This window comes from Pseudomonas sp. VI4.1, assembly GCF_002029345.1.
Taxonomy (GTDB): Bacteria; Pseudomonadota; Gammaproteobacteria; order Pseudomonadales; family Pseudomonadaceae; genus Aquipseudomonas.
This window is the reverse complement of sequence record NZ_MULM01000067.1, coordinates 1-13,696: the sequence shown is the minus strand read 5'-3', so window position 1 is coordinate 13,696 and position 13,696 is coordinate 1. Positions and strand designations below refer to the sequence as shown.

9 protein-coding genes, 2 pseudogenes and 1 riboswitch are annotated in these 13,696 nt (G+C 62.3%); of the genes and pseudogenes, 7 read left to right on the top strand and 4 right to left on the bottom strand.

All coding sequences use genetic code 11. The features are described from left to right. The 4 genes from BZ163_RS02025 to BZ163_RS02010 form a co-directional block, all read right to left on the bottom strand. Positions 1–423, bottom strand: a 423-nt coding sequence (locus BZ163_RS02025; protein WP_143510999.1) for an iron chelate uptake ABC transporter family permease subunit, incomplete at its 3' end; no start/stop codon positions are given. Next, positions 420–1,433 carry an ABC transporter substrate-binding protein gene (locus tag BZ163_RS02020; protein ID WP_128869584.1) on the bottom strand — a complete coding sequence of 338 codons (1,014 nt, stop codon included), beginning with the start codon at positions 1,431–1,433 and terminating at the stop codon, positions 420–422. The genes BZ163_RS02025 and BZ163_RS02020, both read right to left, overlap by 4 nt. A 141-nt stretch (positions 1,434–1,574) precedes the next feature. Then, positions 1,575–1,771: riboswitch (cobalamin riboswitch) on the bottom strand. Between the two features lie 45 nt (positions 1,772–1,816). Then, positions 1,817–3,997, bottom strand: a complete 2,181-nt coding sequence (locus tag BZ163_RS02015; protein ID WP_128869583.1) for a TonB-dependent siderophore receptor — start codon at positions 3,995–3,997, stop codon at positions 1,817–1,819. Between the two features lie 190 nt (positions 3,998–4,187). Next, the gene (locus BZ163_RS02010; RefSeq protein WP_128869582.1) at positions 4,188–5,162 is read right to left on the bottom strand and encodes an aliphatic sulfonate ABC transporter substrate-binding protein; all 975 of its coding nucleotides are present in this window, start codon (positions 5,160–5,162) and stop codon (positions 4,188–4,190) included. A 227-nt stretch (positions 5,163–5,389) separates the two neighbouring features. Between BZ163_RS02010 and BZ163_RS02005 the strand changes: the two genes are divergently transcribed. The 7 genes and pseudogenes from BZ163_RS02005 to BZ163_RS01975 all read left to right on the top strand — a co-directional run bounded on the left by BZ163_RS02005 (position 5,390) and on the right by BZ163_RS01975 (position 13,395). Beyond that, on the top strand, positions 5,390–5,605 hold the full coding sequence (locus tag BZ163_RS02005; RefSeq protein ID WP_059404251.1) for a molybdopterin-binding protein: 216 nt from the start codon (positions 5,390–5,392) through the stop codon (positions 5,603–5,605). A gap of 259 nt (positions 5,606–5,864) precedes the next feature. After that, positions 5,865–6,806, top strand: coding sequence for an aliphatic sulfonate ABC transporter substrate-binding protein (locus BZ163_RS02000; RefSeq protein WP_128869581.1), 942 nt, complete (start codon positions 5,865–5,867; stop codon positions 6,804–6,806). Positions 6,807–6,818: 12 nt separating this feature from the next. Next, the gene (locus tag BZ163_RS01995; RefSeq protein WP_128869580.1) at positions 6,819–8,144 is read left to right on the top strand and encodes an LLM class flavin-dependent oxidoreductase; all 1,326 of its coding nucleotides are present in this window, start codon (positions 6,819–6,821) and stop codon (positions 8,142–8,144) included. A 28-nt stretch (positions 8,145–8,172) separates the two neighbouring features. Further along, entirely contained in the window at positions 8,173–9,246 is a 1,074-nt protein-coding gene (locus BZ163_RS01990) for an ABC transporter substrate-binding protein (RefSeq protein WP_128869579.1), read from the top strand. Beyond that, positions 9,233–10,230 (top strand): annotated as a pseudogene (locus BZ163_RS01985) (ABC transporter permease). The gene BZ163_RS01990 and the pseudogene BZ163_RS01985 overlap by 14 nt, the downstream one beginning before the upstream one ends. Further along, complete coding sequence (locus BZ163_RS01980) at positions 10,224–11,012, top strand: ABC transporter ATP-binding protein (RefSeq protein WP_128869578.1); 789 nt, start codon at positions 10,224–10,226, stop codon at positions 11,010–11,012. Before BZ163_RS01985 ends, BZ163_RS01980 begins: the two are co-directional and overlap by 7 nt. 113 nt (positions 11,013–11,125) lie before the next feature. Then, positions 11,126–13,395: pseudogene (locus tag BZ163_RS01975) on the top strand (molybdopterin guanine dinucleotide-containing S/N-oxide reductase). Positions 13,396–13,696 lie beyond the last annotated feature (301 nt).

Here is a 13,696-nt window from a genome sequence, read left to right as displayed (position 1 = left end):
GGCCAACAGCACCACCACGGCGAAGGCGGCGACAGCCCCGGCAAACGCGCCGACCGACAGCGAAATCAGCCCCGCCCCCAGGCCCAGCAACGCCACCAGTACCGCGCCCGTCGAGGCGCCGGCGGAGATGCCGAGCAGGTAGGGGTCGGCCAGCGGATTGCGCAACAGCGACTGCAGGATCACCCCGCAAGTGGCCAGGCCCGCACCGCAGGCCGCCGCCACCAGCGCGCGGGTCAGGCGATAATTCCAGACGATGCCTTCGTCGATCGGGTCGAGGACATGACCGGCAGCCCACAGTTTATTGGCCAGCACCTGGACCACCACACCCGGGGCGATGGGCGTTTCACCGATGGCCACACCGGCAATGACGGCCAGCAGCAGGGTCACGGCGGCCAGGAATGTGCGAATCAACGTCCTGGTCATTTTGGCAAGTCATAGCCGTTGATGGCCGTTGCCAGGGTTTCAAGGCCGTCGAACATTCTGACGCTGGCCTGCATGGCCATGGCGTCCAGGATGATGATGCGGTTGTTTTTCACCGCGTCCATGTTGCGGGTCACCGGGTCGCTGCGCAGGAATGCCAGTTTCTGCAGATGGTCGTCAGCGGGGAAACGACGGCGATCCATGCGGGCGATGACCAGGAAAGTCGGGTTGGCCTTGGCGATGGTTTCCCAGCCGACGGTCGGCCATTCTTCGTTGGATTGCACCACGTTGCGCACGCCCAGGGTGTTGAGCATGAAGTCGGGAATGCCTTTGTGGCCGGCGACATAAGGGTCGATATCCAGACTGGCACTGGAGAACCAGAACAGCGCACTGGTGTGCTTCAGGTCCTTGTTCCGCACCGTGGCGACAGACTTCGCCAGGCTGGCCTTGAGTTCGTCGTTCAACTGCCGGCCACGTTCCTGCACATCGAAGATCTCGGCCAATTGGCTGATGCTCTTGTAAATGCTGTCGATGCGAAACGCCTCCAGGCGTGTGCCGTCGGCGCCGACCAGATTGTCCTTGGCTTCGCAGTCGGAGGGCATCAGGTAGGTCGGGATCTGCAGCTCGTGAAACTGCTCGCGGGTACCGACCACGCCTTGCGGGCCGACCATCCACTCCAGTTCTACGGCCACCAGTTGCGGGCGTTTGCCGATCACCGCCTCGAAACTCGGCTCGTTATCGGCCAGGCGTTGGATCCGGTCGTTCTCGGTCTTGTACGTGGCCAGCACATCGTTGAACCACAGCGAGGTGCCGACCAGCGTGGGGCCAAGCCCCATGGCGTAGAGCATTTCGGTGCCGGCCTGGCCGATGGTCACGGCGCGGCTCGGCGCTTGCTCGAAGGTCAGCTTGCTGCCGCAGTTCTCGACCGTCAGGGGATAGTGGGTCGGGGCCGCATGCGCGAGGGTGGACAGACCCAGGGCGGTGACGAGGGTGGCAAGGCGTGACAGCAGCATGACGCAATCTCCAGTTGACCGTACTCGGAGCAGGGGCACGGCCTGGAAACACATCATCGAACGCTGCCGTTAAAGCACGGACGTAGCACTCACCGGAGGTGACGCACGGCGCAAGGATGTCCTTCCCGGACACCCCGCCGGTTAGTGATTTGCTTGGCCGGCAGGTCTCCTGACTGATGCGTCATCGCCTGGCTCCAGCCTTCCCGGGAGTGATCCCAGTGGCAGTTCAGGAGCAGGCTCAGCACCTACAGTTGCGGGGGCAGTTCCGATTGATGCCGTGTCGGGCATCTCGGATTCCCTATTAATCCCATGTGGAAACCGGCGGCCGGCATGGTAGTCGATCATGGCGATCAACGGTCCAGTATTTTTTCGTGGCGCAACCATCAGAAGTTGATCGAGGCGCTCAACCGGGCCGTCAGCGGCGCACCCTGAAACAGGTAGCCGTCGCCCAGGTATTCGCCGGCGTCACGCCAGTAGCGCTTGTCGAACAGGTTGTCCACGGTCAGGCGGAACACCGTGTCGTAACCGTCGATGCGGGTGCTGTAGCGGCTGCCGAGATTGAAAATGGCGTAGGCCCCGGTCTCTACCCCACCCTGGCGATTGGCGTATTTGCTGGCGCTGTATTGCACCCCGCCGAGCAGGGCCAGGCCATCGATCCCGGGCAGGGCGTAGTCGCCCTGTAAGCTGGCGCGCAGCGTCGGCACATTGATTGCCTGATGCCCTTCATAGGCCGGCGTGCCGCTGTCGCTGACCCGGGCGCGGATCGCCGCGACACTGGCGGCGATCTGCAGGCGCTGGCTGGCCCAGCCATTGGCCGAGAGTTCCAGGCCGGTATTCTTCTGTTCGCCCTGCTGGGTGAAGGTGAAGGTGCCGTCGTCATTGGGCCGGGAGTACTGGTACGCCTGGCGGATCTGGAACAGCGCCGCGGCCAGGCTGATGCGCTGCCAGTCGTACTTGATGCCCGCCTCGATCTGCCGGGACACGGTTGGCGCGAGGATTTCAAAGGCGTTGGTGGTGAACCACGCCGCTTCGCCACCCAGGGACAAGCCCTTGCTGTAGCGGGTGTACAGCGCCAGGTTGTGCAGCGGCTTGTAGATCAGCGCGGCCTGGGGCAGGAACACATAGCGTTGGGTATGCCGGGTGGTCTCGCCCTGGCTGTCGAAGGTCTCTTCATCCAGGCGCACTTCACGCCCGCCGAGCACGGTCTGCCATTGTTCGTTGAAGCTGATCCGGTCATTGAAGAACAGCCCGTACTGGCGGCTGTCCAGGCGTCGATAGGCGTCGTTGAGCGGACCGTCGTAGCGCGGAAAATCTGCTGGTTCGCTATCGATATTGGCGCTGCCGATCATCACGTTGATGGTGTCGCGTTTATCCACCACGCGGCGAAACGCGCTGGTGCCTACGCTCAGTTCATGACCGAGGCCACCGGTGTCGAAGGCGCCAGTGAAGGCAGCCTGTACCTCGTCATTGCGGCGGGTATCGTCAGGGCTGCGGAAGTCGTAGATGTCGTAGTCGCCCTCGGGGCTGAAGTAGTTGGGCACCGCGGCGCTGGCGCAACTGGCGGAACCGTAGCAACCCCAGGCGAAAGAGCTGTAGTCATCGATCACCACCCGGCTGCGCGAGGCGCTGATATTGCCTTTCCAGGTGTCGCTGAAGCGATATTCGAAGTTGCCGTTGAGGTTCAGCGCATCAGTGGTGACGGGTTTCGAGCCGCTCTGGTGGGCCAGCAGTTTTTTCGGCGAGGCGTGGTGTGGCAGGCGGGTGCCGCCAAGCAATTGATAGCCCGGTGCGGCGCGCTGTTCCCTGGTCTGGTACTCGGCATCCAGTTGCAGCAGGGCATCGGGGCTGATGTTCCAGTCGAAGGCCAGGGAGGCGAAGTCGCGCTGGCCATTAGTGTGTTCGACATAGGAATGCAGCTCTTCATGGGCCACGTTGGCGCGTAGCCCGAACTGCTGTTCATTGCCGAAGAATCCGCCCACGTCCGTGGCCAGGTAGCCGCTGCCACGGTCGTCCGTGGAGACAGTGACCGAACGCACGTCGGCCGGCCGCTTGGTCACGTAGTTGACCAGCCCGCCGGGCTCGCTGACGCCGCTCTGCAAGCCGGAAAGCCCCTTGAGCAATTCCACCTGTTGTTTGTTTTCCAGGCCGACGTTCTGCTCGCCGGTGATGGTGCGGCCGTTGATCTTGTAGCTGCTGGCGGAGTTGAGCGAGAAGCCACGCACGACGAAGTTTTCGTAGTAGCCGACCGGCGCGTAGCTCTCACCCACCGAGGCATCGTTCTGCAGGACTTCGCTGAGCAGGCGGGCCTGCCGATCCTTGATCAAGGCTTCGGTGACCACTGAAATCGAGGCCGGCGTATCGAGCAATGGCGAGGCGTCGAAACCGCCGACCGAGGCGCTATGGGCCTGGTAGCCAGAGGTGTCTTCGCCCGTCACGGTCAGCGCCGGGAGTTCGGTGTCGGCGGCCTGCGCGGTGTCGGCCAGCAGCAGGCCCAAGGCCAGAAGATTGAGCGTGAACCGTGGTGCGGACACTCCCTTGCGGGACGTCCGGTAAAGCCTATCCATGAATACTCCTCGACGATTGCGATCACGGGCCGTTCTTGAAGCGAGGCATCATACAAGAGGATGTTGTCGCGTCCGCCGTTATCGATCCGGATAGGCGGTAAAGAGCAGTTGGCCAGGTACCAGGTACAAAAAAGCGGAAACCCATTAATGGGTTTCCGCTTTTTTTTTACTAGTAAGAATCGATAATTATCTAAGGCTTCCAGATCTCGACATCCTTCGCATCCACCGCCTTGGGCAACAGCCCCGCGGCAAAAAACGCATCGGCGATTTTCTGCTGCTCACCCAACTGATCGCCCTTCACCGGTTGCACCTGATAACTGCGATGGGTGTTGGCGGTCTCGACGGTCGCCACATCCAGATTGCCCCACAACGGGCTGAGTATTTTCGCCGCTTCAGCGGGGTTGGTTTTCACCCATTCGCCGGTCTTGTGCAGTTGCTCGTAAACCAGCTTGAGCACCTCGGGATGCGCCTTGGCGTAGGGGGTGCTGGTCAGGTAATAGCGTTTGTAACTGGCCAGGCCTGCGCCATCCGCCAGGGTGCGCGTCGGCAGTTGACGTTGTGCGCTGGTGAGGAAGGGTTCCCAGGTGACCCAGGCGTCGACCTTGTTGTTCTCGAACGCCGCGCGGCCATCGGCGGGCGACAGGTAGGCCGGCTCGATGTCGGAAAATTGCAGACCGGCTTTTTTCAGGGCGGCGATCAGCAAATAGTGGGAGCCGGCCGCCTTGGTGACTGCGACTTTCTTGCCTTTCAAGTCCGATAGCTGCTGCAGCGGCGAATCCTTGCGCACGACGATGGCCTGGGCTGAAGGCGAGGGCGCTTCCTGGGCGAAGTAGGTCAACTTGGCCTGCGCGGCCTGGGCGAAAATCGGCACGGTGTCGGCGACGTCGGCACTGATGTCGACATTGCCGACATTCAGCGCCTCCAGCAGTGGCAGGCCGCTGGAAAACTCATGCCAGCTCACATCGATGTTGTTCTGCCCGAGGGTTTTTTCCAGGGTGCCTTGGGTTTTCAACAGCGTGATCAGCGTCGATGACTTCTGGTAACCGATGCGCACCGTTTCCCGGGCCTGCGCCCCCAGGGTGAAGGACAGGGCCAGCGCCACGGCCAGGCCGGTCAGCAGTGGACGACGGAATTTCGCTGCAGGGTTTTTGCTGGGCTTGGACATGGCACGCTCGCTATTGCGCAGAAAAAAGTAGGGCTATCTGCCATGAAGCATATGGTTCTTAAAAATATTTTATAAGTAACTTTTTAGAATTAGCTTAGGAGTTTTCAATATTCCATTTAGGAATAAATAAATCGTTATTTATTCCTTTTAATGTCATCCGGGGAGGTGCACCTTAGAGGCCTGCACAGCAGTGCGAATTTGCCCAACACCAGACAGGAAGCCTCACCATGACCATCAAAGCGATCAACGTACGCAACCAGTTCAAGGGCGTCATCAAGGAAATAGTGGAAGGCGAAGTGGTCTCCGAAATCGACGTGCAAACCGCCTCGGGCATCGTCACCTCAGTGATCACCACCCGCTCGGTGCGTGACCTTGAATTGAAGATCGGCAGCGAGGTCATTGCCTTCGTCAAGTCCACCGAGGTCTCGATCGCCAAACTCTGACCGGGCCGGCCCCAAGCCTTGAATCTCAAGACCCGCGGCTTCGAACTTCTTTGCCCCATCGGTCGGGCAGGTAGCGAAGCCGTTCAACACCGTCCGACGCAACCGGCATAACCATATAATTATATGATTCTTTCATAATTATTGATCATTAATATAATCAAAATACTTTCTGGCTCTCCCTCGAAACCTCGCTGGAAGCAACACGGCTGACCCGGTTTTTTGCTTGGCCTCTTCGAACCAACCCACTCCAAGGTCTTTCATGAAGTTGAAAAAACTCATCGTCGCCGCCAGCCTGCTGTTCGCCGCAGCCGGGGCCCAGGCTCAGCAAGCCATCGATATCAGCTACCAGCGTTCCTCGACCCTGTGGATTCTGCTCAAGCAGAACGGCCAGCTGGAGGAGCGCCTCAAACCCCTCGGCTTTACCGTCAACTGGCATGAATTCAGTACCGGCCTGCTCAGCTCCCTGAACGCCGGCAGTGTCGATTTGCATGCCGACGTCGCCGACGCCTTTGCCCTGTTTACCCAGGCGGCCGATGCGCCACTGACCTATTACGCCCGGGAGAATCCATCGTCCAGCGCCCAGGCGATCATCGTTGCGGACACCTCGCCGATCCGCAGTGTTGCTGATCTGAAGGGCAAGACGGTCGCGGTGTCCAAGGGCTCGGGCAGCAACTTCCTGTTGATTTCGGCGTTGCAAAAAGCCGGACTGACCCTTGCCGACATCACCCCGCGTTACCTCGAAGCACCGGATGGCGGCGCGGCATTCGCCAACGGCAGTGTCGATGCCTGGGCCATCTGGGACCCGTTCCTGGCGACCCAGCAGCTGGATCATCACGTGCGCGTGCTGGCCGATGGCAAGGACGGCGTCGCCAACTACAACCGTTTCTACCTGGCGACTTCGAAGTTCGCCAAGGCGCACCCGGACGTGCTGCAAGTCACCTTCGATACCCTGCGCGAGACCGGGCAGTGGGTCAAAACCCACCCGCAAGAAGCCTCGAAGATTCTCGGGCCGCTGTGGGGCAACATTCCCCCGGCCACGGTGGAGCTGGCGAACACCCGCCGCAGCTACGACATCGTCCCGGTCAAGGTCGATGAACTGGCCGAGCAGCAACGCATCGCCGACACCTATTACGCGGCGAAGCTGACGCCCAAGCCGTTGAAGGTATCCGACATCGCTGTCTGGACGCCGAAGGCGCAGTAAGGGGGCGTTGCCATGAGTCGTCAAATTCACCTGTCCGCCTTTTTGCTGACCGGCCCTGTCGTCCACAGCCACGCGGTGTGGCGTCATCCGGAAACCGTCGGCAACTACCTCGAGCCCGAGTACTACGCGCGTGTCGCGAAAGTCGTGGAGGAGGGTTTGTTCGACTTTCTGTTCTTCGCCGATCGCCTTGCCGTCGGTGACCAGATGGGCGGCTCCCGGGACTTGGCCTTGCGCTACGGCGCCCAGGACGCGACACGGCTGGACCCTCTGCCGATCCTGTCTTACCTGATCGGCCAGACCCGCAAGCTGGGCCTGGGGGCTACCCGTTCCACCACCTATTACGAACCGGCGCATATCGCCCGGGAATTCGCCACCCTGGATCACCTGTCCAGGGGCCGTGCGGCCTGGAATATCGTGACCTCGATGAACGACAGCGAAGGGCGTCTGTTCGGCAAGGACACGCACCTGGAGCATGACCTGCGTTACGACCGCGCCGACGAGTTCGTCGAAGTGGCGTTGAAGCTGTGGCGCAGCTGGGGGCCGGACGCGCTGAAGCTGGATCGGGAAAGCGGGGTGCTGGCTGATCCGTCGCAGATTCACTCGGTGCAACACCAGGGCGAGTGGTTCAAGGTCGAAGGCCCATTGAACATTCCGCGCACGCCACAAGGACGACCGGTGCTGATCCAGGCCGGTTCCTCCGGTCGTGGCCGGCGTTTCGGTGCGCGTTGGGCCGAGGCGATCTTCACCATTCATCCGCACTTGAACGCCATGCGCGCTTTCCGTGATGACGTGCGGGCCCAAGTAGCGCAGCAGGGTCGTGAAGCCGACAGCTGCAAAGTGCTGACGGCGGTCATGCCGTTCATTGGCGGCAGCGAAGCCGAAGCGCGGGCCAAGCGCGATCGGCACAATGCGCTGGCCCGTCCCGAATTGGGGCTGGTCACCCTGGCCTCGCAACTCAATGTCGACCTGTCGCCGTTTGCATTATCCGCAACCCTGGCCGAGATCGCCCGGTCGCCACTGATCCATCCGGCCGCCGCCGAAAAGCTGCTGATGCAGGGCCCGGAAACCACCCTCGAGCAACTGGGACGGATTTTCGCCAGCAGCGTGCGCGTGCCGCAGCTGGTGGGCACCGGCGCGCAAATCGCCGAGCAACTGGCCGAGCTGTTCCTGGGCGAAGGCTGCGACGGCTTCGTGATCTCGCCGGCTTACCTGCCGGGCTCGTTCAGCGAATTCGTCGAGAGCGTGATTCCTCATTTGCAACGCAAGGGCTTGTTCCGCCGCGCCTACGAGGGCTCGACCTTGCGTGAGCATCTGGGGCTGGCCGGGCTGAAGGACTAGTACCTCCATCAATCAAAGGGATATTTGCATGGCTGTTTTTGATCGTTTGACCCGTCGTCACCTGCTGGGCCTGGCCAGCGTCGCCCTGGCGAGTCCGTTGCTGATGTCATTGCCGCGCGCCAGTTGGGCGACCGATGAGCACGCTGGACATGCTGCCCCGGGCGCCAGCGAGCCCGGCGGCACTGGCGAGTTTATCCGTCTGGACGCGCCGCGGGCGCTGAAGCTGGCGGTCAACCTCAATGCGGTGTGCCTGGCGCCGGTGGTCATCGCCCATGGGCAAGGATTTTTCAAGAAGCACAACCTCGATGTCGAGCTGGTCAACTTTGGCAACTCCACCGAAGTCCTGCTCGAAGCCATCGCCACCGGCAAGGCCGATGCCGGCGTCGGCATGGCGCTGCGCTGGCTCAAGGCCTTGGAGCAGGGCTTCGACGTCAAGCTCACCGCCGGTACCCACGGTGGTTGCCTGCGTTTGCTCAGTGCGGTCAATGGTGACGTGCACAAGCTCGAGGACCTCAAGGGCAAGACCATCGGCGTCACCGACATGGCCAGCCCGGACCGCAATTTCTTCTCGATCCTGTTGAAAAAGCACGGCATCGATCCGGTGCGCGATGTCGACTGGCGACTGTTCCCGGCCGACCTGTTGGGCACGGCGCTGGAGCGTGGTGAAGTCCAGGCGATCAGTGGCAGCGACCCGTTCATGTACCGCCTGATCAAGGCCGGCCAGGCCCGGGAGCTGTCCACCAACCTGGTCGAGGAGTACGCCAACCTCAGCTGCTGCGTGGTTGGCGTGACCGGTAAACTGGTGCGCGAGGAAAAACGTGTGGCGGCGGCGCTGACCCAGGCGATTCTCGAGGCCCACGATTACTCGGTGAAAAATCCCCAGGCCGTGGCCAAGGGTTTCCAGGCCTATGCCCTGAACACTTCGGTCGAAGAAGTCGAGGCCATCCTGCACGACCACACCCACGGCCATCACGCCGTGGGCGCGCTGCTGACCAAGGAAATCACCACCTACGTCAGCGACCTGAAAACCGTGGAAGTCATTCGCCAGAGCACTGACGCCGGCGAGTTCGCCAAGGAGATCACCGCCGATGTCTTCAGCTGAGGTTTCGACACTGGCCGCCGCGGGGACGCCGCGGGCTTTCAAGGTCTGGCGCCAGGGCGCGATGGCGGTGACGGCGTGGGTGGCGTGGCGCTGTTGATCAGTTATTGGCCCAACGCCACGCGAGTCTGGCCGATGACCCAGGGTCTGGCGAATCTGTGTATGGCGATGGCGGTCTTGATCGGTCTGCTGGGGCTCGTCGGTCGCTGGTCGGCACAAGTCGCCACGCGCATTCGGGCAGCTGGCGCCTGGTTGATCGCATTGCCGCTCCTGTTGGCTGTCTGGGAGCTGCTTACCGCCAAGCTGGGCTTGTTGCCGGTGCCGTTTTTCGCACCGCCGCAAGCCTTGCTCGCGGTGTACGTCGAAGACTGGCCGCGCCTGGTCGAGAGCCTGCTGCATTCGGCGCTGCTGCTGGGCACAGGCGTAGCGCTGGGCGCCGCGACCGGTTTTGTCGCCGGGGTCGCCATCGGTTGGTCGACCAGCATCGGCTATTGGTTGCACCCGGTGTTGCGCATTCTCGGGCCGGTGCCCTCGACGGCGTTGCTGCCGCTGTGCTTCTTCCTGTTTCCCACCAGCTGGAGTGCCAGTGTATTTCTGATCGCCCTGGCGACCTGGTTCCCGGTGACGGTGCTGACCTGGTCCGGCGTGGCCAGCGTCGACAAGGCGTATTACGATGTGGCCCGGACCCTGGGCGCGAAGCAGGGCTTCCTGATTTTCAAAGTGGCGATCCCGGCGGCCTTGCCCCACGTGTTCGTGGGTCTGTTCATGGGGCTGGGCGCTTCGTTCTCGACCCTGGTGGTCGCGGAAATGATGGGGGTCAAGGCCGGCATCGGCTGGTACCTGCAATGGGCCCAGGGTTGGGCGGCCTACGCCAATATGTATGCGGCGCTGTTGATCATGGCACTGGCCTGCTCGGGGCTGATCTCCGCGCTGTTCCTGGTCCGTAACCGGTTGCTGGCGTGGCAAAAAGGAGCGATGAAATGGTAGCCCTGGCACAAACAACAACGGCGTCGGCAGGGCTGGCCCTGCGCATCGACAATCTGAGTCACGGGTTCGCCCTGGACGGTCAGCACTTGCCGGTGCTGGAGCGGGTTTTCCTCGACGTTGCCCCTGGCGAATTCGTCGCCTTGCTAGGGCCTTCAGGATGCGGCAAGTCCACCTTGCTGCGGCTGGTGGCCGGGCTGGAGCCAGCCGATTCCGGCCGGTTGCTGGCGGACGGCGTGGCGATTACCGGCCCGGACCCGAGTCGGGTCGTGGTGTTCCAGGACCCGACGCTGTACCCCTGGCGCCGGGTCTGGGACAACGTCGCGCTGGGTCTGGAAGCCCAGGGCCTGCTGAAAACCCATTCGGCCAAGGTCGATGCCGCCCTGGAAAAAGTCGGCCTCAGCCAGTTTGCCCGCGCTTATCCACGTCAGCTGTCAGGGGGGATGGCCCAGCGTGTGGCCTTGGCCCGGGCGCTGGTCAACGAGCCGCGGCTGCTGATTCTCGACGAGCCGCTGGGCAAGCTGGATTCCCTGACCCGCATCACCATGCAGAAAGAGCTGATCGATTTGTGGCAGCGCCAGGGCTACACCGCGCTGCTGGTGACCCACGATGTCGAAGAAGCCTTGCTGCTGGCCAATCGGGTGATCGTGTTCAGTGACCGACCGGCGGCGATCAAGGCGCAACTGACCATCGAACGGCCGTATCCGCGGCATCGCGACGACCCTTATCTGGTGGACCTGCGACGCCAGATCATGGGCCTGCTCGGGTTGGGGGAGAGCTGGTAAGCGTGGGTTGAATGCCAGAACACTATTGGCGAAACAACGAGTATCCAATGTGGGAGATTTGTGCCTGGCTCTAAGCTAAAAGATCTCACATTTTATAAGGAATCCATCGCACCATGAGTTTCACTTCCATGCATTGGGGGGCCTACCGCCCGCAGGTCGTCGACGGAAAGCTGGAAGCGATGACTCCGGTGGAGTGGGACCCGGATCCGTCGCCCATCGGTGCCTCGATTCCCGAAGCCATCACCTCGCCGACGCGGATCCTGCGCCCGGCGGTGCGTCGCAGTTATCTCGCAGAGCCGGGTTCTCATCCTGAGCTGCGCGGCCAGGAACCCTTCGTCGAAGTGTCGTGGGAGGTCGCCCTGGACCTGGTTGCCGGGCAGCTGAAACAGGTCAAGGCCGAGCATGGCAACCAGGCCATTTTTGGCGGCAGCTACGGCTGGGGCAGCGCCGGGCGGTTTCATCATGCGCAAAGCCAGCTGCACCGTTTCCTCAATCAGTTCGGCGGCTATGTGTTCAGCATGGACAGCTACAGCCTGGGCGCCGGGCGGGTGTTGATGCCGCACATCGTCGGCAACATGGACTGGCTGCTGGCCGCGCACACCTCATGGAAAAACCTGGCCCGGCATTGCGAACTGTTCGTCGCCTTCGGTGGCCTGCCGGCAAAAAACGCCCAGACCAGCCCCGGTGGCGCCAGTGAGCATTTGCTCTCCCGCGCGCTGGATGAGATGTCCGAGGCCGGCGTGCAGTTCGTCAACATCAGCCCATTGCGCGACGATCTGACCGGGCCGCAAAACATTCAATGGCTGCCGGTTCGTCCCGGCAGTGACACCGCGTTGATGCTGGCGTTGTCCTACGTGCTGGTCAGCGAAGGTTTGCACAATGAGGACTTCGTCCGGCGCTACACCGTCGGCTATGAGACCTTTCGCGAATACCTGCTCGGCCATGCCGACGGCCAGCCCAAGGACCCGCTGTGGGCCCAGGCCCTGACCGACATTCCGGCGCAGCAGATCATCGACCTGGCGCGGCGCATGGCTTGCCAGCGCACCCTGATCAACGTTGCGTATTCCCTGCAGCGGTCGGTGCACGGTGAACAGCCGTTCTGGATGACCGTGACCCTGGCCGCGCTGCTCGGGCAGATCGGCCTGCCCGGCGGCGGTTTCGGCCTGGGTTACGGCTGCATGAACAACACCGGCAGCGGGCGCAAGGCGTTTTCCGGGCCGCGTTTTCCCCAAGGGGTCAATCCGGTCAAGGATTTCATCCCGGTGGCGCGGGTGACCGACATGCTGCTTAACCCGGGCGCGCCGTTCGACTACAACGGCAAGCCGTTGCATTACCCGCACATCCGCCTGGTCTATTGGGCCGGGGGCAACATCTTCCATCACCATCAGGATCTCAACCGTTTGCTGGAGGCCTGGAAGCGGCCGGAAACCATCGTCGTGCATGAGCAGTTCTGGACCGCCCAGGCCAAGTACTCGGACATTGTGTTACCGGCGACGACGGCCCTGGAACGCAACGATATCGGCAGCTCCGCGTCGGACCGTTTCATGATCGCGATGCACCAGGCGATCGAGCCGGTGGGGGAGTCCCGGGATGACTATTCGATCCTGGCGGATATCGCCAGCGCCTGGGTTTCAGCGACGCCTTCACCGAAGGCCGCGATGCCGAAGCCTGGCTGCGCTTCACCTATGACGAGTCCCGGGGCAGGGCGCAGGAGCACGGGATCGAACTGCCGGACTACGACACCTTCTGGCGCGACGGCCTGTTTGACATCGCTTATCCGGACACCGATACCGTATTGCTCAGCGCCTTCCGCAAAGACCCGGACGCCCATCCGCTGCCGACACCTTCGGGACGCATCGAAATTTTCTGCGAACGCATCGCCAGCTTTGGCTACGCCGATTGCCCCGGTCATCCGGTGTGGCTGGACAAACCGCTGGCGTCGTTCCCGTTGCAACTGCTGTCGAACCAGCCGAAAACCCGCCTGCACAGTCAATACGATCACGGCGCCTACAGCCGCTCCTCGAAGATCCGCCAGCGTGAGCCGCTGACCCTCAACCCCGCGGACGCCCGTGCCCGGGGCCTGGTCGATGGTGACGTGGTCAAGGTGTTCAACGAGCGTGGCGCGTTCCTGGCCGGGGTGATTGTCTCGGACGGGATTCGCCCGGGCGTGGTGCAGATCGCCACCGGCGCCTGGTTCGATCCGTGGGTGCCTGGCGAGCGTAACAGCCTGGAAAAACATGGCAACCCGAACATGATCACCGCCGACATCGGGGCTTCAAGCCTGTCCCAAGGCTGCTCGGCGCAAACCGCCTCGGTGGAGATCATCAAGTGGGATCAGGCGTTGCCCCCGGTCACGGCGTTCGAGCCGCCGTCGATGGTGTGAGGGTGGAGCAGTTTGCCCGGTTCACCGACGAGGTCCCGCCCCCTGTAGGAGCTGGCTTGCCAGCGAAAGCGGTCTGTCAGCTAGCACATCTATTGAATGTGCCGCCGCCTTCGCCGGCAAGCCGGGCTCCTACAGGGGATCGGCGTCGTTCACGATTTCGTGTTCACAGAAGATCCCCTGTAGGAGCTGGCTTGCCAGCGAAAGCGGTCTGTCAGCTAGCACATCTATTGAATGTGCCGCCGCCTTCGCCGGCAAGCCGGGCTCCTACAGGGGATCGGCGTCGTTCACGATTTCGTGTTCA